Annotated in this window: 17 protein-coding genes and 1 tRNA gene; 4 read left to right on the top strand and 14 right to left on the bottom strand. The window is 72.9% G+C overall.

The window, feature by feature from the left end:
* Positions 1 to 47: 47 nt before the first annotated feature.
* Positions 48 to 485 (bottom strand): Atu4866 domain-containing protein, encoded by a 438-nt coding sequence (locus ML5_RS02220; RefSeq protein WP_236619346.1) that lies wholly within the window; start codon positions 483 to 485, stop codon positions 48 to 50.
* 93 nt (positions 486 to 578) lie between these two features.
* Here ML5_RS02220 and ML5_RS02215 point away from each other — a divergent pair, with 93 nt between their 5' ends.
* Complete coding sequence (locus ML5_RS02215) at positions 579 to 1,442, top strand: helix-turn-helix transcriptional regulator (protein WP_114919315.1); 864 nt, start codon at positions 579 to 581, stop codon at positions 1,440 to 1,442.
* An 821-nt stretch (positions 1,443 to 2,263) separates the two neighbouring features.
* Here the strand turns inward: ML5_RS02215 and ML5_RS02210 are convergent.
* Positions 2,264 to 2,337: transfer RNA gene (locus ML5_RS02210), tRNA-Thr, on the bottom strand.
* Between the two features lie 132 nt (positions 2,338 to 2,469).
* Here ML5_RS02210 and ML5_RS02205 point away from each other — a divergent pair.
* Positions 2,470 to 4,200 carry a metallophosphoesterase gene (locus ML5_RS02205; RefSeq protein ID WP_013473594.1) on the top strand — a complete coding sequence of 577 codons (1,731 nt, stop codon included), beginning with the start codon at positions 2,470 to 2,472 and terminating at the stop codon, positions 4,198 to 4,200.
* Positions 4,201 to 4,302: 102 nt separating this feature from the next.
* Here the strand turns inward: ML5_RS02205 and ML5_RS02200 are convergent, their stop codons facing one another.
* The 6 genes from ML5_RS02200 to tmk form a co-directional block, all read right to left on the bottom strand.
* Entirely contained in the window at positions 4,303 to 5,145 is an 843-nt protein-coding gene (locus ML5_RS02200) for a regulatory iron-sulfur-containing complex subunit RicT (RefSeq protein ID WP_013473593.1), read from the bottom strand.
* A 260-nt stretch (positions 5,146 to 5,405) separates the two neighbouring features.
* Positions 5,406 to 6,074 (bottom strand): hypothetical protein, encoded by a 669-nt coding sequence (locus ML5_RS02195; protein WP_013473592.1) that lies wholly within the window; start codon positions 6,072 to 6,074, stop codon positions 5,406 to 5,408.
* Entirely contained in the window at positions 6,074 to 6,379 is a 306-nt protein-coding gene (locus ML5_RS02190; RefSeq protein ID WP_013283662.1) for a hypothetical protein, read from the bottom strand. The genes ML5_RS02195 and ML5_RS02190 overlap by 1 nt, the downstream gene beginning before the upstream one ends.
* A 1-nt stretch (position 6,380) precedes the next feature.
* Positions 6,381 to 6,710, bottom strand: a complete 330-nt coding sequence (locus ML5_RS02185; protein ID WP_013473591.1) for a YbaB/EbfC family nucleoid-associated protein — start codon at positions 6,708 to 6,710, stop codon at positions 6,381 to 6,383.
* 133 nt (positions 6,711 to 6,843) lie between these two features.
* Positions 6,844 to 8,115, bottom strand: a complete 1,272-nt coding sequence (locus tag ML5_RS02180; protein WP_013473590.1) for a DNA polymerase III subunit delta' — start codon at positions 8,113 to 8,115, stop codon at positions 6,844 to 6,846.
* A complete protein-coding gene (gene tmk, locus ML5_RS02175) occupies positions 8,112 to 10,334 on the bottom strand; it encodes a dTMP kinase (protein ID WP_255348692.1) in 2,223 nt (740 codons plus the stop codon). The genes ML5_RS02180 and tmk overlap by 4 nt, the downstream gene beginning before the upstream one ends.
* Positions 10,335 to 10,482: 148 nt before the next feature.
* On the opposite strand from tmk, the gene ML5_RS02170 reads away from it, so the two are divergent.
* The gene (locus tag ML5_RS02170) at positions 10,483 to 11,691 is read left to right on the top strand and encodes an amino acid deaminase/aldolase (RefSeq protein WP_013473588.1); all 1,209 of its coding nucleotides are present in this window, start codon (positions 10,483 to 10,485) and stop codon (positions 11,689 to 11,691) included.
* 79 nt (positions 11,692 to 11,770) lie between these two features.
* On the opposite strand, the gene ML5_RS02165 is transcribed toward ML5_RS02170, so the two are convergent.
* Entirely contained in the window at positions 11,771 to 12,346 is a 576-nt protein-coding gene (locus ML5_RS02165; RefSeq protein ID WP_013473587.1) for a TetR family transcriptional regulator, read from the bottom strand.
* Between the two features lie 219 nt (positions 12,347 to 12,565).
* On the opposite strand from ML5_RS02165, the gene ML5_RS02160 reads away from it, so the two are divergent.
* Positions 12,566 to 13,882: a D-arabinono-1,4-lactone oxidase gene (locus ML5_RS02160; protein WP_041784052.1), complete on the top strand. Its 1,317-nt coding sequence runs from the start codon at positions 12,566 to 12,568 to the stop codon at positions 13,880 to 13,882.
* 60 nt (positions 13,883 to 13,942) lie between these two features.
* On the opposite strand, the gene ML5_RS02155 is transcribed toward ML5_RS02160, so the two are convergent.
* From ML5_RS02155 to ML5_RS02135, 5 genes are all read right to left on the bottom strand, one after another.
* Entirely contained in the window at positions 13,943 to 14,896 is a 954-nt protein-coding gene (locus tag ML5_RS02155) for a DUF559 domain-containing protein (protein ID WP_236619345.1), read from the bottom strand.
* Between the two features lie 100 nt (positions 14,897 to 14,996).
* Positions 14,997 to 17,813: a type I DNA topoisomerase gene (gene topA, locus ML5_RS02150; protein WP_013473584.1), complete on the bottom strand. Its 2,817-nt coding sequence runs from the start codon at positions 17,811 to 17,813 to the stop codon at positions 14,997 to 14,999.
* Between the two features lie 268 nt (positions 17,814 to 18,081).
* The gene (locus ML5_RS02145) at positions 18,082 to 18,690 is read right to left on the bottom strand and encodes a hypothetical protein (RefSeq protein ID WP_013473583.1); all 609 of its coding nucleotides are present in this window, start codon (positions 18,688 to 18,690) and stop codon (positions 18,082 to 18,084) included.
* On the bottom strand, positions 18,681 to 19,223 hold the full coding sequence (locus tag ML5_RS02140; RefSeq protein ID WP_013473582.1) for a hypothetical protein: 543 nt from the start codon (positions 19,221 to 19,223) through the stop codon (positions 18,681 to 18,683). Before ML5_RS02140 ends, ML5_RS02145 begins: the two co-directional genes overlap by 10 nt.
* A 101-nt stretch (positions 19,224 to 19,324) precedes the next feature.
* Positions 19,325 to 21,673: a sodium-translocating pyrophosphatase gene (locus tag ML5_RS02135; RefSeq protein ID WP_013283651.1), complete on the bottom strand. Its 2,349-nt coding sequence runs from the start codon at positions 21,671 to 21,673 to the stop codon at positions 19,325 to 19,327.
* Between the last annotated feature and the right edge of the window lie 61 nt (positions 21,674 to 21,734).

Below are 21,734 nucleotides of genomic sequence, written 5' to 3'. Positions count from 1 at the left end.
CGCCGCCACCGGACGCCCGACGCTCCCCTGTCCGTCGGCGTTCTCCCCTACCCGGACGGGCGGGTGGACGCCCGCCCCGCGACCGCCTGCCGGTGGGCCGCACTGCCCTCCCGATAGAACAGGTAGCCGCCGTGGTGCAGGACGTCGCCGTCGAACCGGCCGTCGGCGGTGAACCCGCTGTCGTCCCAGTAGTCGATGTGCTCGCCGGTCACCTCGTACCGGCCGGTGTAGGCGCTCGCCCGGTCGCCGCGCGCCTCGTCGTACCGGCCGTCGGGCAACAACTCCTGCCGGATGTGGCCGTCGGCGGTGACCCACATCCCGACGTACGGATGAAGGGCCTCGGAGACCGAGGGCCGCGCCGGCGTCGCGGACGGGGCGGCCTGCGGTACGGGCGGTGTCTCCGTGCCGCAGGCGGTGAGCGCCGCCGTCAGGAGGACGGTGGCGGCCTTGCGGTGGCTGGTGCCGGACATCTGTGTGGATTCCATGAGTCCACGGTGCGGAGTACGGCCGGTCGCAACCACGGTGCGTCACACCCCGGCTGGGCCTCCTGGCGGCCGACCGCCCGCGGTTATGTTGGGGTGGTGGACGGCAGCAACCCGCTCGGCGAGTTCCTGCGCGCCCGGCGTGAGACGACCAGCCCGGCGGAGGCCGGCATCGTCTCCTCGGGCCGGCGCCGGACGCCGGGTCTGCGGCGCGAGGAGGTCGCCCAGCTGTCCGGGGTCAGCGCCGACTACTACGCCCGCCTGGAGCAGGGGCGGGAACAGCACCCGTCGGAACAGATGCTGAACGCCCTGGCCCGCACCCTCGGACTCGACGCCGAGGAGGCGGCGCACCTGCACCTGCTGGCCAGGAGCGGCCGCAAGCCCGCCCGCAGGGGTACGCGGGAGACCGTCCGGCCGAGCCTGCTGCGCCTGATGGACGGCTGGCTGCACACACCCGCGCTGATCGTCGACCGCAGGATGGACGTGCTGGCCGCCAACCGGCTCGGACGCGCCCTGTTCGCCAAGCTGTTCGAGGCCGATGAGCCCAACCTCGTCCGGTTCGTCTTCCTCGACTCGGCGGCCCGTTCCTTCCATCCCCACTGGGACCGGGTCGCGCAGTCCAGCCTGGGCGCGCTGCGGGCCGCCGCAGCCGACATGCTCGACGACGCGCGGCTCACCGAACTGGTCGGGGAACTCTCGCTGAAGAGTCCGGAGTTCCGCCGGCTGTGGGCCCGCCACGACGTACGGGGAAAGACGCACGAGGCGAAGCTGTTCCACCATCACGACGTCGGCGAGCTGACCCTCACGTACGACTCCTTGACCGTCGCCGGGGCGACGGGCCAGCAGCTGGTCGTCTACCAGGCCGAGCCCGGCAGCCGGTCGGCGCAGGCGCTGGCGCTGCTGGGCACGGTGGCCGCCGACCTGCCCGCTCCGGGCAGAAGAACTCGGGCGGCCTCGTAACGGCGTCTACAGCCGACACGCTAGCGATGATCCCGACTGTTCTCCTGATGGGATTTCCCAGCGACGCTAGGACGATCATCCGATGCGACAGGAGCATCCGCAGCGCGTACCCGACCGCACCGACCGGCCCGGTGTCGAGGGCAGGTGGGCGGTCGCCCGCTGGCGGCGCGCCCTTGCGGTTCTCGCGCCGCTGGTCGCAGCGGTGCTCGGCGCCGCGATGGCCACGCAGTGGGAGGTCGGCGGCGGCCGAGCCGTCAGCTCTCTCCCCGCTCCGGCGCGATGGATGGCCGAGAACCTGCCGTTGTTCGACGGTGGGGAGCCGGCCTGGATCTGGCGTGGTCCCTTCTTCGTGTCGATGCTGCTGACGCTGCCGCTCGTCTGGACGGTGACGGGCCACGCCACCGCGACGCCTCGGCGCCTCACGAGATACGGGCTCCTCGCCGCGGCCATCGCGATCGGCCTGGAGTACAACAGCCCCGGATACGGGTGGATGTTCGACCTCGTGGCCCTGCTGACGGCGCTGGCGGGCACCGTCTGGTGCGGGCTGCAGGGGCTGCGTCGCGGTGTGCTGCCACGCCGCGTCGCGTGGGCGCTCATCGCGGCACTGCCGTTGACGCCACCGGCCGGCTTCCTCACGTTCTGGTACCTGCCGCCTGGCCTGACCATGGGCGTACTGCTGGCCTGGGCGGCTGCCGCCGGCTGGCCCGGCCGGCCGAAGCAGCCGCGGCGCGGACGATTTACGGACCGGCACCCGTCGGCGGAGGGGCGATCGCCCTCGGGAAACGGCGAAGCCCAGGTCGATGACCTGGGCTTCTGTACCGAGCCGCCTGACGGAATCGAACCGTCGACCTACGCATTACGAGTGCGTCGCTCTAGCCGACTGAGCTAAGGCGGCAACGACCGCCAAGTGTACGGCACGCCCGACCGGAAGCCGAACCGGATCCCCCGCCTCCGAAGCCGGACACCCGACCACATCCGCCCCGGTACGGGAGAGACTTCGCGCCCGGTCCGGACTACCCTGCGGCGGGTGACCGACGAACCGCCGCGACCACCGGCTCCCGAGGCGCGTCCCGGCGAGCGTGCCACCCGCCGCCCCCGCAGCATCGACCCCCGGGAGCTGGGTTTCACCCCCCGCCGGCCGGTGCCCTGGCTCGCGCCACTGCTCCTGATCAGCACCGGCCTGCGTACGTTGCTGGCCATGCTGTTCGGGGCGTACCTGGACAAGCGCGAGTTGCAGAACGCGTTCAGCGACGGCACGTTCCGGCAGGTCGGGCCGGACGGTGGGCTCTGGCTCGACTACGTGGCCGACCTGGGTGACGGCTTCGACGCCACGTACTCGGTGGCGTACCTGCTCGCCCAGCCGGAGCTGACAGTGGACGGGCACACCCTTCCCCGCGCACAGACGCTGGTAATGGGCGGCGACCAGGTCTATCCCGCGGCGGGCTACGAGGCGTACGAGGACCGGTGCAAGGGTCCGTACCAGGCGGCGCTGCCTGTTGCCCCGCCGGAGCAGCCGAAGCTGTTCGCAGTGCCCGGCAACCACGACTGGTACGACGGCCTGACCGCGTTCCTGCGCCTGTTCGTGCGTACCCGGGACCGGCACTTCGCCGGCTGGGGCACCGGCCAGTCCCGCTCGTACTTCGCCGTCGAGCTGCCGGCCGGCTGGTGGCTGCTCGGCCTCGACGACCAGTCCGGCTCGTACCTGGACGACCCGCAGCTCACCTACTTCGACGAGGTGGCCCGCAAGCTCACCCCGGAATCCAAGGTGATCCTGGCGGTGCCGGCGCCGACGTGGGTCAAGGCCGTCGACCACCCCAACGCGTACGACTCGATCGACTACTTCATCCGTACCCTCGTCGCGCCGACCGGGGCGCAGGTACGGGTGCTGGTCTCCGGCGACCTGCACCACTACGCCCGCTATGCCGGGACGGACCGGCAGCTCATCACGTGCGGCGGCGGCGGCGCCTACCTCTACCCCACGCACCGGCTGCCGGAGAAGCTGGAGGTGCCGCCGCGTGACACGCTGACCCGGCGGGCCAGCAACACCCGGGAGTACGACCTGGCTGCGCGCTATCCGGACAAGGCGCGCTCCCGCCGGTACGGCTGGGGGATCTTCGCCCGGCTGCCGTTCCGCAACCCGGGCTTCACGACGCTGCTCGGCACGCTGCACACGCTGCTGATGCTGGCCATGGCCGGGGTGGCGGTGCAGCAGGTGGGCACCACCGAGCAGCGGCTGTTCAGCGTGCCGCTGGCGATCATGCTGGTGGTGGCGATGATGGGCGCGGTGTTCTTCGCCAAGCCGCCCACGGCGGGCGGGAAACGGCACGCCCGGCACTGGATCCTCGGGGTGGCGCACGGGCTGGCCCAGGTGGCGCTCGCCGCCGGCGGCACGTGGGTCTGGTTGCAGCTGCCGTTCTACGACTGGCCGTGGCCGCTGCCGGCGGTCGCCGCGGTGGTGCTCTACGGGCCGCTGAGCGGGCTGGTCGCCAGCCAGCTCGTGGCGCTCTACCTGCTGGTGGCGGGCGCGTTCGGGGTCAACCTGAACGAGTTGTTCGCGGCGCAGGGCATCGAGGACTCGAAGGCGTTCCTGCGGTTCCGGATCGACCCGAACGGCACGCTGACGATCTACCCGATCGCCGTGGACAAGGTGTCGCACGACTGGCAGCTGAACCCCGACCAGTCCCCCACCGCCTCCTGGCTGACCCCGAAGACCCCGCTGACCCCCCGCCTGGCCGAACCCCCCATCGTCATCCGCTGACCCCGGCCCCCACCCCGTCGATCATGAAGTTAACGGCGAATTCGATCACCATTTCGACCGCTAACTTCATGATCAACGGGGAAACGGTGGGGAGGGGGACGGTCAGGGCTGGGGGTAGTGCTGGTCGTGGGCCTGCCTCGGGCCGCACACCGACGCGCGGGAGCACATCGAGCGGGAGCCGTCGGCGTCCAGCCGGACCGTGACCGCGTCGCGCGGAACACTGTGGCCGACCACCTTGCCCTCGCCCTGCGGAGTGGACACCCGGCTGCCGACCGCCGGGGCCGACTCCTGGAACTTCTGGTACAGCGGGTGCTCGTACTTCAGGCAGCACATCAGCCGCCCGCACGCCCCGGAGATGCGCAGCGGGTTGAGCGGCAGGTCCTGGTCCTTCGCCATCCGGATGGTCACCGGCTCGAAGTCGGTGAGGAACGTGGCGCAGCACAGGTCGCGCCCGCAGGAACCGATGCCGCCCTGCACCCGGGCGGAGTCGCGGGCGGACAGCTGCCGCAGCTCGACTCGGCAGTGCAGCGTGGCGCCCAGGTCGCGGACCAGCGAGCGGAAGTCGACGCGGTGCGGCGCGGTGAAGTAGATGGTGGTGCGGTCACTGCCGTTCTCCGGCGTGGCCAGGACGTGGTCCACGGCGACCACCTTCATCGGCAGGCCGTGTTCGCGGATCAGCCGCTTGGCGGCGACCTTCGCCTCGGCCTTGCGCCGGCGCAGCATCTCGTCGCGGCGCAGGTCGTCGTCGCCGGCGATCCCTGCGAGCTTCGGGAAGCTGTCGGTGTCCTCGCTGACCCACTGCGCGGCCCACACGCACTCGGCCACCTCGGGCCCCTCGTCGGTGGGCACCAGCACCCGGTCGCCCACCTGCGGGCGCAGCTCGCCCGGGTCGAGGTAGTAGAGGCGCCCGTACCGGTTGAAGCTGACCGCGCAGAGCATGCCCATACGCCACACCCTACGCGGATCGACGACCGCCGCACGGCGCACCTGTCGCCGCCCGGTCACCCACCGCAGCGATCATCGACCTCGACCCGGCCGAACCGGCCCCATCGCCTCGCCCGGACGGCTGAATCTCCGGCGGGCCCCTGACAAACACCGCCCGGGCGCGTTGAGTGAAGGCATACCTGCGGGGGGTGCAGGGGAAGGCCACGGCGCCGCCGCCGTCACCCGGCCACGGCCGGTCCGGTGCGCGGCGCCGTGGACCGTCAGTAGCCGATCCGGGTGGTGCCGCCGTAGCGCGGAGCGGTGGTGGCGCGGTCCCGCCACGGCGTCTCGGCCAGGCTCGGCCCCCACTGGCGCAGCAGCGTCTCCGCGCCGTCGTAGGCCACCCCGAGCACACCCAGGACCCTCGTCGCGATCTCGGCCGCCGCCGACGCCCCGGCCCGTCCGGCCTCGGCGCCGGGCCGCGTCGCCGCGTGCACCGCGACCGCCTCGGCCGAGCCCAGCACCTCGGCCAGCGCCCGGGCCAGCGCCGCCCGGCTGCCCTCCACCCAGCCGGCCAGCGCGTCGGCGTAGCCCGCTGTCGACTCCAGCCGCCCGACCAGGCTGTCCGGCCCCTCGTCCAGGTGCCGCATCAGGGCGGCACGTGCCTCGTCGTACGCCGACGCGGCAGCGCCGGACCAGGCGACCTGGTCGGCCAGCAGCGCGCAGGTGTCGTCGTACCCCCGGACGAGCCGGCGCACCGCGTGGCCGGCGCCGGTCAGCGGCGCGGGATGCAGGTCGAGGAACTCGCGCACGGCCGCGCCGGGAAGCACCTGCATGCGGCGCAGCAGCGGCCAGAGCCGGTGCCCCTCGGGCGCGCCGGCGGCCAGCAGCGTGTCGACGCGGCCGAGCAGGTCGAGCCCCGGCTCGGCGAGGCGGTCGAGCGCGTCCATCAGGCCTCCCGGGCCAGCCGCCGGGCGACCGCGTCGTCGGCGGCGGCGTAACGGTCGGCGGCGCTGCGCAGCGCCGCCGCTGCGGCGGCCAGCCGGACGGCGGCGGCCTGCGCCTCGCGCGCCCGGTCGGCAGTGGCCACTGTCCACTGGCGGTGCAGCGCACGGCCCACCTCACCGGGGCGGCCGGCGGCGTGCGCGCCGAACGCGGGATGCGGCGGGTCGGTGGCGGTCACCGTGCGGGACAGGGTGGCGAGGGTCGCGCCGGCCTCGTCGAGACGGGCGGCCAGGGCACGCAGCGTCTCCATGTCAGGCCCCCGCCAGCGGCCGGTACGCCGCGAAGGTCTCGTTGTGCAGCTTCTCCCGCGCCCACTGCGCCGCGTCGGCGGCGGCGGTGACGGCGGCCTGCACCGAACCGGCCACGTCGCGCGGGCTGCGGTGGTGCAGCGGGCCGAGGAAACGCACGTCGGTGATGCGCCCGCCGGCGGTCACCACCACCTCGACGAGCCCGTCGGGTGAGCGGACGGTGACCTCGACCGTCGCGACCGCCTGGTCGAACTCGGCCTGCAGGTTCTCGATCCGGCGGTAGCGCCGCACCGCCTCCTCGATCCAGGCCTCGTCGATCTCGCCCCGCGGCATCGGCGGACTCCTCCCGGCCGGTCGGCCCGACCCTCACTGAGCGTGCCGCCTCGGTCACCGCGGCATCACCGGACCGTACCGCACGCCAATCGCGCGTGTCGATGCCCTGTGGACAGTGCGGAAAGTGCCCGGCTCAGCCGCGCCAGAGGGCCAGCATCATCGCCTCCACCGCGATCCGCGGCTTGACGTTGGCCTCGATCGCCGCGCGGCACTCCAGCACCGCCTCCAGGCGGCGCAGCGAGCCCTCGGCGTCCCACTTCTGCGCGCCCGCACCGGCGAGCGACGCCGTGTCGGTGTGCACCGGGGCGACCGGCGCCCGCCACGCCATGGTGAGCGCGTCCCGGTAGAACCCGGCCAGGTCGACCAGGGCGCGGTCGAGCGCGTCCCGCTGGGCACGGGTGGCACGCGACTTCTGCCGCTTCTCCAGATCCTTGAGCTGACCGGCCGCGCCGCGCATGGCGCCGGCCGCGCCCCGGCCGGTGCCGCCCGCGCCGAGCGCGGTCTGCAACGCCGTACGCTCCGCCTCGTCGATCTCCGCGACGGACGCGGCGGCCTCCGCCTCGGCGGCCTCGATGAGCGCCGAGGCCGCGTCGAACGCCGCGCCCACGCCGGTCAGCCGACGCGGTACGGCCAGCACCGCGTCACGCCGCTGCCGGGCCTCCGGGTCGCGGGCCAGCCGCCGGGCCCGGCCCACGTGCCCCTGCGCCGCCGCGGCGGCCCACTCGGCCACGTCCGGCGCGACGCCGTCGCGGCGGACCAGCACCTCGGCCACCGCTGCCGGCGGCGGCTGCCGCAGGGGTACGACGCGGCAGCGCGACCGGATGGTCACGGAGATGTCGTCCGGGTGGGTGGACGGGGCGCAGAGCAGGAAGACGGTACGCGGCGGCGGCTCCTCGATCGCCTTGAGCAGCGCGTTGCCGGCGGCCTCGGTGAGCCGGTCGGCGTCCTCGATGATCACGATCTGCCACCGGCCGCCGGACGGCGCGCTGGCCGCCCGCAGCACCAGCGCGCGCATCTCGCCGACGCCGATGGACAGGCCCTCGGGCACCACGAGGCGGACGTCCGCGTGGGTGCCGGCGAGCGTGGTGTGGCACCCGGGGCAGGTGCCGCACCCGGTGCCGTGCACGCACTCCAGCGCGGCGGCGAACGCGCGGGCGGCCACCGAGCGGCCCGATCCGGGCGGCCCGGTGAAGATCCAGGCGTGGGTCATGCCGCCGCCCGGGTCGGCCGGCGCAGCCGGGCCCGGGTCGCCGTCGTGCTCCTCGGCGAGCGCGTCGAGGTCGTCGTGCCCGCCCGCGGGGGACGTCACCGGCGCGCGCAGCAGGGCGGCGGCCGAGGCGGCGGCCCGCCGCAGCATGGCCACCGCCTCGTCCTGCCCGACCAGATCGCCGAAGACGTCGGTCATCGTCGGGGTTGCTCCATCGTCACCAGCTCCGCGTCGGATAACTCGGGCTGGACCGAGGTGTCCGGGCCCTGCGCCGGACGGGGGTGCACGATGCCGGCCGGATCGGTGAGCAGCTCGCCCACCCGGCGGGCGACCGCGTCGGCGGTCTCGTCGATCGGGCGGGACGCGTCGAGCACCAGGTATCGCTTCGGGTCACCGGCGGCGAGGTCGAGGAAGGCGTACCGGACCCGCTCGTGGAACGTCAGCGACTCGGCCTCCAGCCGGTCGGTGCCCTCGTTGCGGTCCTCGACCCGGCTCAGGCCGGTCCGCGGCTCGACGTCGAGCAGCACCACCAGGTCGGGCTTGAGGCCGCCGGTGGCCCAGGAGGAGAGCCAGGAGACCTCGTCCACCGGCAGCGTCCGGCCGGCGCCCTGGTAGGCGAGCGACGAGTCGACGTACCGGTCGCTGATCACCACAGCGCCGCGCACGAGCGCCGGGCGGACGACAGTGGCCACGTGGTGCGCCCGGTCGGCGGCGTAGAGCAGCGCCTCGGCGCGCGGCGACGGCGCCTCGCCGGGGTTGGTGCCGAGCACCAGGGAGCGGATCCGCTTGCCGACCGGTGTGGCGCCCGGCTCGCGGGTGACCACCACGTCGCGGCCCTGCGCGCGCAGCCGCTCGGCCAGCTCGGCGAGCTGGGTGGACTTGCCGGCGCCCTCGCCGCCCTCGAAGACCACGAACAGGCCGCTGGAGACGAACGGCTCGGCCGGCATCAGCGGGCGGCCCCGGATCGATCCCCAGAGGTCGGCGAGGACCGGTACGCCCTTCTTGTCGTCCATCTGCCCGAACGCGCTGATGCCGGCGATGATGCCGGCCGCGCCGGCGGCGAGCAGCAGCAAGCGGGTGGAGGAGATGGAGATGCCCAGGTCGGCGATGGTGAGCTGGCGGGAGCTGCCGACGCCGACCAGGAGGCTGCTGAGCGCGATGGCCAGGATCAGCACCAGCCGGGTGCCGATCTGCACCACCGCGAACACCCGGCCGCGCACCTCGTCGGCCACCTCGCCGCCGAGCAGCGTGGTGCCGGCCAGGAACGCCATGCCGGCGCCCGCGCCGACCAGGATCGCGCCGAGGATGGCCATGGACAGGTGGATGGCGAAGGCGAGCACCAGCACCGAGGCGCTGGCGAGCACGATGCTCATGCCGAACCAGCGGCGGCGGGACATGTCCCGCACGATCATCGGCCCGAGCCCGATGCCGAGCGCCAGACCGACGAAGATCGCGCCGAAGAGCAGCGAGAACGCGGCGTCACCGGCGCCGAGCGAGTTGGCGAAGAACTTGCCCGTGCCGACCACGATCCCGCCGCCGGCGAACGCGCCGAAGATGCCCAGCACCAGGCCGCGGACGAGCGGGGTCTGGCCGATGTATTTCCAGCCCTCGGAGAACTGCCGGAACATGCTCTGCTCGGTGCGCTCCGCCTCGCCGCGCTGGGCCTCGCTGATCTCCTTGATCCCGAACGCCACCACGAGCGCGGTGGCCAGCCGGGAGAAGGCGTTGAACCAGAGCGCGAGCTGGGCCGGTTCGGCCCAGTTCGGCAGGTCGCCGCCGAACGCGCCGGGCAGGCCGCGGGTCAGCACGGCCAGGGCGACGGCCGCCGCGACCGGCGTCAGGCCGTACGTGGTGATCAGCGTGAGCTGGTTCGCCGCCTCCAGCCGGGTACGCGGGATGAGGTTGGGGACCGCCGCCTCCTTGGCCGGGATCCACAGCAGGGTGATCGACTCGATCAGGAACGTGGCGATCAGCGCCCAGCCGACCACCAGCCCGCCCGCGGCGCCGGTGAGCGCGTACAGCGGGATCGAGGCGAACAGCACGAAGCGCAGCAGGTCGCAGATGACCATGGTCCACCGGCGGTCGAACCGGTCGGCGAGCACGCCCGCCACCGGGCCGAGCACCAGCGCCGGGAGCAGCCGGATCGCGGTCACGCCACCGAACGCGGCGCCCTGGGCGGTGCTGCCGGAGACCTGGGAGGCGGCGAACAGCGCGGTGGCGAGCAGGCCGAGCCAGTCGCCGAAGGAGGCGGCGCTGAGCACGATCCACAGCCTGCGGAACGGCCGGATGCGCAGCACCGACCGGATGGCGGCGACGCCCGAGTGGTCGGCGGCTGTCCCGGACGACACGCCGGGCGACTCGCCGTTGTTCTGGCTTTCGATGGCCGTACCTCCACGTGCCGGCCCAGGTCTGGGCATCCCCGGTGGAACACTCTAGTCGCGCAGGAGGGGTCGTCCCCCGCGACATTCACCTGCTCGCCGAGCCTAGGCCGCCGGGACCACCGCCCGCAGCCCGGACAGACGCGAGGGTATTTCGCATTGCCGTCCAGACAGTTAGCGTGCAGACGTGGCCATCGACCGTGACAAACTTCGCGATCGTCTCGACCGGGCGACCGCTCACCTCGACCCGCCGTACGCGGTGGTCGACCTCACCGCGTTCGACGCCAACGCCGAGGCGCTCGTCGGCCGGTCCGGCGGCAAGCCGCTGCGCGTGGCGAGCAAGTCGGTACGCGTCCGCGAGCTGCTGACCCGGGCGCTCAAGCGGCCCGGCTGGCACGGCGTGATGGCCTTCACGCTGCCCGAGGCGCTCTGGCTGGTCCGCTCCGGGGTCAGCGACGACGTGCTCGTGGCGTACCCGACGGCCCACCGGGGCGGCCTCGCCGACCTGGCCGCCGACCCGGCGCTCGCCGACGCGGTGACGCTGATGGTCGACGACACCGCACAGCTCGACCTGATCGACCGGGTGTGCCCGCCCGCGGGCCGCCCCGCGCTGCGGGTCTGCCTCGACCTGGACGCCTCCTGGCGCCCGCTGGGAGGCCGGGTGCACGTCGGCGTGCGCCGCTCCCCGGTACACAGCGCGACGGCGGCCGGCGCGCTCGCCGCCGCCGTCGCCGGCCGGCCGGGCTTCCGGCTGGTCGGCCTGATGTCGTACGAGGCACAGATCGCCGGCCTCGGCGACGCGCCACCCGGACAGGCGATGCTCGGCTCGGCGATCCGGGTCGCGCAGCGCGGGTCGTACCGGGAACTGCTGGCCCGCCGCTCGGCCGCGGTCGGCGCCGTCCGCGAGCACGCCGACCTGGAGTTCGTCAACGGCGGCGGCACCGGCAGCGTGGCCGCCACCAGCGCGGACCCCGCGGTCACCGAGGTCACCGCGGGCTCCGGCCTGTACGGGCCGACGCTGTTCGACGCGTACCGTGCCTGGCGGCCCACCCCGGCGGCGTTCTTCGCCTGCGCGGTGGTCCGCCGCCCGGCGCCCGGGCTGGCGACGGTGCTCGGTGGCGGCTGGATCGCCTCCGGCCAGGCGGCGACCAGCCGGCTGCCCCGGCCGTGGCTGCCGGACGGGCTGAAGCTGCTCGGCGCGGAGGGCGCCGGCGAGGTGCAGACCCCGCTGGCCGGGAAGGCCGCCGACGGCCTGCGCGTCGGCGACCGGGTGTGGTTCCGCCACGCCAAGGCGGGCGAGCTGTGCGAGCACGTCAACGAGGTGCACCTGGTCGAGGGGGACGCGGTGGTCGCCACCGTGCCGACCTACCGGGGCGAGGGGCACGCGTTCCTCTGAGCCGCCCGCGGCTCTGCCCCACCACGTGACGACGGCGGGTCCCGACGCACTCTCGGGAACCCGCCGTTCAACGTGCCGCTCAGCCCTGGTGGGCAACCTCCGTGGGGGCGTTCACCTGCCGGTGCAGGTACTCCCGGATGAGCGCCTTCGCCTCGACCAGCACCCGCTCGTCGCCGTCGGTGCGGCGGCGGAAGGCCAGCTTGATCAGGGCATCAGCGGCCTCCACCGCGACCTCCAGGTGGAACCGCAGGTCGGGCACCCCGGCGAGGCCGAAACGCTCGGTGAGTACGCGGGCGAGCTGCTCCGCGATGACCCCGTTGTTGTCCCGCTGGTCGTCCAGCAGGTGCAGGTCGACCACGTCGCCGAAGTGCAGGGTACGGAAGCCGGGAACGGTGCGGTGCATCGAGATGTACTCGTCGATCGCCGCGTCGACCCCGTCCCACCAGTGGGTCAGGTCGTCCGAGGAGAACCGCTCGTCGAGCCGCTGGAGGTAGGACTCCATGGTGCGCAGGGTCAGTGCCTGCACGATCGCCCGCTTGTCCGGAAAGAACTGGTAGACCGACCCGATCGCCACCTCGGCACGCTCGGCGAGCAGGGTCGTGGTCAGCCCTTCGTACCCCACCTCGTCGACGAGCTCGGCGCAGGCGTCCAGCATCCGCTGGACCCGCGCGACACTTCGGCCCTGCACCGGTACTCGACGCAGCGGCCCGGTCGTGGCGGCTGGTGTGGACACTCGGCGCCACCCCCCTTCGACGGATGAACATATCTGCACGTCACGAGTCTGTGACTACCGGTACAACGAGCCGGGCTCGATTGCGGTATTTACCAGGCACAACGTTCCTGATATGAATTCAGTTCATATTCATGTCGAGGAGTGGCCGCGATGACCGGTACCACCGCCACCTGGTCCAACTGGGCCGGCAACCAGCACAGCACCGCGCTCCTCACCGTGCGCCCGCGTAGCGTCTCCGACGTCGTCGAGGCGGTCCGCCAGGCCGCCGCGGCGGGCCGGACCGTCCGGGCCACCGGCAGCGGCCACTCGTTCACCGCCACCGCCGTCGCCGACGGGCACCGGATCGACCTCGCCGAGCTGGAGACCGACGTCACAGTCGACGTGGCGCGCCGCCTGGTCACCGTACCGGCCGGGATGACGTTGCACACGCTCAACGATCTGCTCGCCGGGCACGGCCTCGCGATGCCGAACCTCGGCGACATCGACGCCCAGACCATCGCCGGTGCGCTCTCCACAGGCACCCACGGCACCGGGGCGAAGCTGGGCTGCCTGTCCACCTTCGTGGCCGGGCTGACGCTGGTCACCGGCACCGGCGAGGTGCTGCGCTGCTCGGCCGAGGAGAACCGCGACGTCTTCGACGCCGCCCGGGTCGGGCTCGGCGCGGTGGGCGTGCTGGTCGAGGTCACGCTGCGCTGCGTGGACGCCTTCGTGCTGCGCGCGCACGAACGCCCGGCCCCGCTCGCCGAGGTACTCGACGACCTGCCCGGCCTGTACGACGCGCACGACCACGCCGAGTTCTACTGGTTCCCCTACACCGACCGGGTGCAGGTCAAGACAAACGACCGGGTACCCGCCGACGACCGGCCGCTGCCCCGCTGGCGCGGCTGGCTGGACGACGAGTTCCTCTCCAACACCGTCTTCGCCGGCGCCTGCCGCCTCGGCCGCGCCGTACCCGCCCTCGCACCCCGGATCAGCGCCGTCTCCGCCCGCGCGCTCACCGAACGCACCTACACCGGCCGCTCCGACCGGGTGTTCTGCACACCGCGCCGGGTCCGCTTCGTGGAGATGGAGTACGGCCTGCCACGCGAGGCGCTGCCCACCGCGCTGGCCGAGCTGCGCCGGATCGTGGACCGGCTGCCGTTCAAGGTGCTGTTCCCGGTCGAGGTGCGGTTCACCGCCGCCGACGACATCTGGCTGTCCCACTCGTACGGGCGGGACTCGGCGTACATCGCCGTGCACCAGTACGTGGGCATGCCGTACGAGCCGTACTTCCGCGCGTTCGAGCAGGTGGCGACCGAGTTGGGCGGCCGGCCGCACTGGGGCAAGCTGCACTGGCGCACCGCCGAGTCCCTCGCGAGCGCCTACCCGAGATTCGCGGACTTCCAGTCCGTCCGCGCCCGCCTCGACCCCCACAACCTTTTCCAGAACCCCTACCTGACGCAGGTCCTGGGCGCTTGAGGATCTTGGAAGGAAAGGGCCCTTATCGGGGCCGTTTTCTTCCAAGATCTCGGCTGGCGGTCACCCCGGCCAGCCGGCCGCCCGCAGGGCGGCGCGGAGTTGGGCGATCACCTCTTCGGGACGGGCGCGCAGGACCCAGGCGGGGAACCGGAGAACACGGTCGCCCTCGACCCACAGGTCGTTCTGCCGCCGCATGTCCGCCCAGGCGTGTGCCGGATCGAGATGCTGCCCGCCGTCCACCTCGACGTGCACCCGCCACTGCTCGAAGTACGCGTCGAGGTAGCGCCGCCGGCCGGCGGAATCCCGGCGGACCACCTGACGGCTCGGTTCGGGCAGGCCGGCACGGCGGACGAGACCGAGCAGGTCGAGTTCGCCCAGGGAGTGCGCACCCCCGGCCGCATCCGTGGCGGTGGACAGGATCAGCCGTCGTCGGCGGACCCGGGGCATCCGCTCCACCACCTCGTGCACGTCGTCGCCACCCACCAGACGCTGCTGGAAGGCAGCCGCGACGATCGCACGGGCCCTGGTGTCGGTCGGTGCCCACTGCGCGGCGTCGACGATCGACCGGGCCGCCGCCGTCCGGGGCGGCGCCGCGACCGGCACCACGTCGGAATCGGGCAGGTGGGTCGTCCGGTGCGCCAGCACACCGGCCGGCAGCGGTGATCGACGGGTCGTGGCTGGCAGAAGCAGGTGGACCACCCGTTCAGAAAACCCGCGCAGCCCGCCCGCCTGAGCCGCGGTCATGCCGCCCAGCAGCGCGGTGGGCCCGGCCGCCAGCACCGCGATCCACCGGAGTTGCGCGGGACCGACCGGGCCGTTGTGCGCGACGAGAACCGCGCGATGCGCCTGTCGCCACCGGCCGGTCGTCACCCGGTGGCGGATCGCCCTACGCGTGAGATGCGCTCGTGCCTGCTGAAGGCTGAGCACGTCCTCCTGCCGGAAGAGCAGCCAGGTCAGTTCGTCCGCGTCATCCGACGGCAGCGCCCGCCGCATCCCCGCCCAGGAGTTCCCCACCCACCCACGGTGCCCCCGACGCGGCCCTTCCGCCGCCCCTGTGGACAACCACCAGATCTTGGAAGGAAACGGCCTCCATGAGGGCCCTTTCCTTCCAAGATCACTCGTTCGGGGTTGAGGTCGCCTTCTTGGGGGCGGCCTTCTTCGCGGGAGCCTTCTTGGCGGCCGTGGTCTTCTTGGCCGCCGTGGTCTTCTTCGCCGCCGTCGTCTTCTTGGCCGGGGCGGCCTTCTTCGCTGCCTTCTTCTTCGGCGCCGGGCCCTTCGCGCGCTTCTCGGCCAGCATCTCCGACGCCTGCTCCAGCGTCAGCTCCTCCGGCGTCTGCCCGCGCCGCAGCGACGCGTTGAACTCGCCGTCGGTCACGTACGGCCCGAAGCGCCCGTCCTTGATCACCAGCGGCTTCTCGGTGAGCGGGTCGTTGCCCATCTCCCGCAGCGGCGGCGCGGCGGCCCGGCGCTGACGCGTCTTCGGGGCGGCGAGCAACGCCAGCGCCTCGTCCAGCGTGACGGTGAACATCTTGTCTTCCGAGTCCAGCGAACGGAACTCGTCACCGCGCTTGACGTACGGGCCGTAGCGGCCGTTGTTGGCGAACACCTCGACGCCGTCCGGGGCCACGCCGATCAGCCGGGGCAGGCGCAGCAGCTGCAACGCCTGCTCCAGGGTCAGGCTGTCCGGCGTCTGCGAGCGCAGCAGCGACGACTTGCGCTCGCCGCTGGCCACGTACGGGCCGAACCGGCCGGACTTGAGCACGATCGGCTCGCCGGTCGACGGGTCGTCGCCGAGCTTGCGCTCACCGCCGCCGCCGAGGAACAGCTCGTGCACCTTCTCCGGGGTCAGCTCGTCGGGCGCCAGGCCCTCCGGGATCGGCGCCCGGTCACCCTGCGAGCCGCTCTCCTCGCCCTCACCCGGGGCCGCCGGTGCCGGCGTCGGCGCCTGCTGCTCGCCGGGCAGCGCCCGCTGGAGGTACGGCCCGTAACGGCCGACCCGGACGACGACCTCGCGGCCCTCGTCGTCGGTGAACAGCGGGATGGAGTTGACGCTGCGCGCGTCGATCTCGCTGAGGTTCTCGGTGACCAGCTTCTTCAGGCCACCGGCGTGCGCGATGGCCTGGTCGCCGGTGCCGTTGGTGCTGCCGAAGTAGAAGGAGGTGAGGAAGTCGACGGCGGCGTGGTCACCACCGGCGATCTCGTCCAGCTCGTTCTCCATGCTGGCGGTGAAGTCGTAGTCGATCAGGCGCGGGTAGTGCCGCTCCATCAGCCCGATCACCGCGAACGCCAGGAACGACGGGATCATCGCCTGGCCGCGCTTCACCACGTACCCGCGGTCCTGGATCGTCTGCATGATCGACGCGTACGTGGAGGGCCGCCCGATGCCCAGCTCTTCGAGCGCCTTGACCAGCGACGCCTCGGTGTAGCGGGAGGGCGGCTGGGTGTGGTGGCCCTGCGCGGCCAGCTCGTCGGCGGTCAGCGGCTGGTCCTTGACCAGCGTGGGCAGCCGCCGCTCGGCGTCCTCGGCCTCGGCGTTCTCGTCGTCGCTGGACTCGACGTACGCGCGCAGGAAGCCCGGGTCGGTGATGGTCTTGCCGGTCGCGCCGAAGTCGGCCTCCTCCTGCGCGGAGGAGACGGCGCGGATGCGCACCGACACGCTGGAGCCGACCGCGTCGGTCATCTGCGAGGCGATGGTGCGCCGCCAGATCAGCTCGTAGAGCTTGAACTCCTCGGCGGACAGCTCCTTGGCCACCTCGCCCGGGGTGCGGAAGTTGTCGCCGGCGGGACGGATCGCCTCGTGCGCCTCCTGCGCGTTCTTCACCTTGCCGGTGTAGCGGCGCGGCTCCGGCGGCACGCTGCGCTCGCCGTACAGCTCGACGATCTGCCGACGGGCGGCCGCGATGGCCGTCTCGGACAGGTTCACCGAGTCGGTACGCATGTAGGTGATGTAGCCGTTCTCGTACAGGCGCTGCGCGGTGCGCATCGTCTGCTGCGACGAGAACCGCATCTTGCGGGCCGCCTCCTGCTGGAGCGTGGAGGTGATGAACGGCGCGTACGGGCGGCGGCGGTAGGGCTTCTCCTCGACCCGGGTGACGGTGAACGGCTGGTCGGCCAGGCGGGCCGCCAGCCCTCGGGCCCCGCCCTCGTCGAGGTGGACGACACCCGCACCGGCGCGAACGCGACCCGTGGTCGGCTCGAAGTCCTTGCCGGTGGCGATCCGGTCACCGTTGAGCGCGACGAGCGTGGCGTTGAACGTCCGCGGGCCCTCGCCCGGCTTCGCCACGGCGAGCGTGGCCAGGATGTCCCAGTACTCGGCGGTGCGGAACGCCATCCGCTGGCGCTCCCGCTCGACCACGATGCGCGTCGCCACCGACTGCACCCGGCCCGCCGACAGCTTCGGCATGACCTTCTTCCACAGCACCGGCGAGACCTCGTAGCCGTAGAGGCGGTCGAGGATGCGCCGCGCCTCCTGGGCGTCGACCAGGTCGCGGTCGATCTCCCGGGGGTTCGCCACGGCGGCCTGGATGGCCGGCTTGGTGATCTCGTGGAAGACCATCCGCTTGACCGGCACCTTGGGCTTGAGCGTCTCCACCAGGTGCCAGGCGATGGCCTCGCCCTCGCGGTCCTCATCCGTCGCCAGGAAGATCTCGTCGACCTCCTTGGCCAGCTTCACCAGCTTGCTGATCTGCTGCTTACGGTCGGGCGAGACCACGTAGAGGGCGTGGAAGCCGTTGTCGACGTCGACGCCGAGGCGCGCCCAGGGCTCACCCTTGTACTTCGCCGGGACGTCGGCGGCGTTGCGGGGCAGGTCCCGGACGTGGCCGAAGCTGGCCTCCACGACGTACCCCGGGCCGAGGTAGCCCGAGATCGTCTTGGCCTTCGCCGGTGACTCGACGATGACCAGACGGGTGGTTCCAGCGTTGCTCGGCACGTCTCTCCCCGACCTCACTCCTACGCCATGCCCGCTTCGGGCCGTGTTGCGCCACCCGGACCACAGGCGGTCCGGATGTCCAACGTAACGCGCCGTCCGCGTTCCGGGTTTCGTGGGCGGCAAACGGGCCGCCCTCCCGGCGACCGCCGGCCGCACCCTGCCGGACGGCGTCACGGTACACCGTGGGTAGGGCGACAGGCGGGTCACTGTGACGATCGCGTACCCCCGGCGGAGCCCTCCCCGGGTGTCCGGCTTCGGACAGCGGCGGTCAGCCCCGAGAGCCCGGCCAGTCCGCCACCGGCGCCGTCGCCGGCCGTTCCCCCACCAGCTCGGCGAGCCGCGACATCCGCCGTCCGCCGATCCGGAACGCGGGCCCGCCCTCGTCCGGCTCCACGAACGCGGCCGGCAGACCCACCGCCGCCAGCGCGGCGCGGACCACCGGCCAGGACTGCTCGTCGGCCGGTCCGAGCCGCAGCCGGAATCCGGCCGGCTCGGCCGTGCCGGCGGCGGCCGCCCAGAGCCGCAGCCGCCGCCCGTCCAGGTGGAAACGGGCCGGTGGCCGCTTCACCGCGCCGCGCAGCCAGGCCCGCGCGAGCGGCGCCAGCATGCTCGTGTACGCGGTGCGCACCCGGTGCCGCCCATCCTCGGTCGGCTCCCAGCTCGCCGGCACACCCCGGGCGCCCAGCTCGGCCACCAGCACGTGCACCCGCCAGGCGGCGTCGACCACCACGGAGATCCGGGCCGTGCCGCCCATCCGCCCCACCTCACCCGGCCCGGCGAGCAGGCCGGCGAGGTCCGCCAGCGCGGGATCGGCCGCCTCGGTGGAGAACAGCGAGGGCTGGCGGGCCGGTTTCGGGGTGGGAGGGGTCAGCGACACTCCGGGACCTCGTCGAAGGCCTCTTTCAGCTCGGTCGAGTTGAGTTTGCTGGTGTCCAGCGCGCTCGCGTCGTACTCCTTGTTGAGCGTGCCCACGGCGGCGCGCACGCCGTCGTAGAACGGACCGGCCTGGGCGGTGTCGAGCCGGTCGATGGCGGACCGGGCCCGGCCGTACGCGTCACGCATCTTGCTCAGCGACCCGAGGAACCCGGCGGACACCTCGGCGCCGCGTTCGGCCTCGGGCACGCCCGCCTCCTCGACCTTGCGCCGGGCCGTCTCGCTGGCCTGCTCGGCACCGGCGAAGAGCCGGACCAGGTTCTCCTTGGCCTGCGCCGGCGTGGTCTGCGCGGTCATCTGCTGCTGCGTGCTGCTGGTCAGTTTGGAGATCTCCGCGCGCCACGGGGTGAGCGCCTGGCACACCGACGCGGCCCAGACCCGGGGGTTGGGACCGCCGCCGCATCCGGCGACCACGAGGACCAGCGTGGCCAGGACCACCGTGAGCTTTCCGGCGGTTGCCGCCCGGCGCGTACGCATGCGATGCAGCGTACGACCTCCGGGCGGAACCGCCACCGGTCAGGTTTGCCGGGCACGGGGTTCCCGGCCGGCCGGGGCCGGCCGGGAACCGTCGCGTGCGATCAGGCGTTCACCGTCTCCGGACGCTGGTCCGGGGTGCCGGCCCCGCTGTCCTCGTCGGTCATCGCCACACCCTTGCGCTTGCTGAACACCACTGCGGCCGCGATGATCAGCGCGGCCACCACGGCGATCGTGATGCGCAGCGCCGGGTTCTTGTCGTCGCCCACGCTCCAGGCCACCACGGCCGGGGCGATCAGCAGCGAGACCAGGTTCATCACCTTGATCAGCGGGTTGATCGCCGGGCCGGCGGTGTCCTTGAACGGGTCACCGACGGTGTCGCCGATGACTGTGGCGGAGTGCGCGTCGGAGCCCTTGCCGCCGTACGCGCCGTCCTCCACCAGCTTCTTGGCGTTGTCCCAGGCGCCACCGGAGTTGGCCAGGAACACCGCCATCAGCGTGCCCGCGCCGATCGCGCCGGCCAGGTACGCGGCCAGCGCGCCCGGGCCGAGGCCGAAGCCGACAGCGATCGGGGCCAGGATGGCCAGCAGGCCGGGGGTCATCAGCTCGCGCTGCGCGTCCCGGGTGCAGATGTCCACGACCTTGCCGTACTCGGGCCGCTGGGTGCGGTCCATGATGCCGGGCAGCTCGCGGAACTGGCGGCGTACCTCCATCACCACGGCGCCGGCCGAGCGGGAGACCGCGTTGATGGCCAGGCCGGAGAAGAGGAAGACCACCGCCGCGCCGATGATCAGGCCGACCAGGTTGCGCGGGTTGGACACGTTGAGCGAGTTGAGGATCTCGGTCCCGACGTCGCCTACGCCCGCGTCCTCGTACGCCGAGCGAAGCGTGTCGGTGTACGAGCCGAACAGCGCGGTGGCGGCCAGCACCGCCGTGGCGATCGCGATGCCCTTGGTGATCGCCTTGGTGGTGTTGCCGACGGCGTCCAGCTCGGTGAGCGTCCGCGCGCCGTGCTCGTCGATGTCGCCGGACATCTCGGCCACGCCCTGCGCGTTGTCGGAGATCGGGCCGAACGTGTCCATCGCGACGATGACGCCGACGGTGGTGAGCAGGCCGGTGCCGGCCAGCGCGACCGCGAACAGGGACAGCGTGATCGAGCTGCCGCCGAGCAGGAACGCGCCGAAGACGCCGGCGCCGATCAGCAGCGCCGAGTAGACGGCCGACTCCAGGCCGACGCTGATGCCGGCGAGGATGACGGTGGCCGGGCCGGTCTGCGAGCTCTTGCCGATGTCCTGCACCGGGCGCCGGTTGGTCTCGGTGAAGTAGCCGGTCAGCGCCTGGATCGCGGCGGCCAGCACGATACCGATCACGACCGCGCCGATGGCGACCAGCCGCGGGTTGCGGTCGACGTCGGTCAGCCCGCCCTCCAGCTCGGCGAACGTGGCCGGCAGGTACGCGAACGCGGCGATCGCGACGAGCACCGCGGCGATCAGCGCGGACAGGTAGAAGGCCCGGTTGATCGCGGTCAGGCCGTTGCGGTCGCTGGCGCGCAGCCGGGTGATGAAGACGCCGACGATCGCGACCAGCACGCCGATGGTGGAGATGATCAGCGGGAAGACCAGGCCGGTCTCGCCGAACGCGGCCCGGCCGAGGATCAGCGCCGCGACGAGCGTGACCGCGTACGACTCGAACAGGTCGGCGGCCATGCCGGCGCAGTCGCCGACGTTGTCGCCCACGTTGTCGGCGATGGTGGCGGCGTTGCGCGGGTCGTCCTCCGGGATGCCCTGCTCGACCTTGCCGACCAGGTCGGCGCCGACGTCGGCGGCCTTGGTGAAGATGCCGCCGCCGACCCGCATGAACATGGCGAGCAGCGCGGCGCCGAAGCCGAAGCCCTCCAGCACGGTCGGGGCGTCACCCCGGAAGATCAGCACGACCAGCGCCGCACCGAACAGGCCGAGGCCGACGGTGAGGAAGCCGACCACGCCGCCGGTGCGGAAGGCGATCTTCATGGCGGCCTCGCGGCCACCTTCCCGCTCCCGCGCGGCCGCCGCCACCCGCAGGTTGGCGCGGGTGGCCAGCCACATGCCGGCGCCGCCGATGAACGCGCTGAACAGCGCACCCACCACGAAGAACGCCGAGCGGCCGGCCTTCACGAGCGTTTCGTTGCCGTCGGTGTCGTGCACCGGCAGCAGGAAGAGCAGCACGACGGCGATCACCACGAAGATCGCCAGCGTGCGGAACTGCCGCAGCAGGTACGCCGACGCGCCCTCCTGCACCGCGCCGGAGATCTCCTGCATGTTGGTGGTTCCCTTACCGGCCGCCAGGACCGCCCTGGTGAGGGCGGCCGCGAAGACGAGCGCCACCAGCGCGATGACCGCGGCGATGACGACGTACGTCACGTTGGCTCCGGTAAGGGACAGTGCGCCGCCGTCGGCGGCCAAGGTCCCGGACATCTATGTCCTCCTGTACCGAACAACTCGCGCCGACCTGTGGAGACGCACGGGCCGACGCCTG

It is taken from the genome of Micromonospora sp. L5 (assembly GCF_000177655.2).
GTDB lineage: Bacteria > Actinomycetota > Actinomycetes > Mycobacteriales > Micromonosporaceae > Micromonospora > Micromonospora aurantiaca.
Note: the sequence above shows the minus strand (reverse complement) of the source record. Positions and strands in the feature narration are given on the sequence as shown.

What these genes read in the sequence shown, in the direction of transcription:
- ML5_RS02220 (WP_236619346.1), bottom strand. Translation starts at nt 485, where the DNA reads ATGGAATCCACACAGATGTCCGGCACCAGCCACCGCAAGGCCGCCACC.
- ML5_RS02200 (WP_013473593.1), bottom strand. Translation starts at nt 5,145, where the DNA reads ATGGGCATGCTCTGCGCGGTCAGCTTCAACCGGTACGGGCGCCTCTAC.
- ML5_RS02195 (WP_013473592.1), bottom strand. Translation starts at nt 6,074, where the DNA reads ATGGACGCGCTCGACCGCCTCGCCGAGCCGGGGCTCGACCTGCTCGGC.
- ML5_RS02190 (WP_013283662.1), bottom strand. Translation starts at nt 6,379, where the DNA reads ATGGAGACGCTGCGTGCCCTGGCCGCCCGTCTCGACGAGGCCGGCGCG.
- ML5_RS02185 (WP_013473591.1), bottom strand. Translation starts at nt 6,710, where the DNA reads ATGCCGCGGGGCGAGATCGACGAGGCCTGGATCGAGGAGGCGGTGCGG.
- ML5_RS02180 (WP_013473590.1), bottom strand. Translation starts at nt 8,115, where the DNA reads ATGACCGACGTCTTCGGCGATCTGGTCGGGCAGGACGAGGCGGTGGCC.
- tmk (WP_255348692.1), bottom strand. Translation starts at nt 10,334, where the DNA reads ATGCCCAGACCTGGGCCGGCACGTGGAGGTACGGCCATCGAAAGCCAG.
- ML5_RS02165 (WP_013473587.1), bottom strand. Translation starts at nt 12,346, where the DNA reads ATGCTGGACGCCTGCGCCGAGCTCGTCGACGAGGTGGGGTACGAAGGG.
- ML5_RS02140 (WP_013473582.1), bottom strand. Translation starts at nt 19,223, where the DNA reads ATGCGTACGCGCCGGGCGGCAACCGCCGGAAAGCTCACGGTGGTCCTG.
- ML5_RS02135 (WP_013283651.1), bottom strand. Translation starts at nt 21,673, where the DNA reads ATGTCCGGGACCTTGGCCGCCGACGGCGGCGCACTGTCCCTTACCGGA.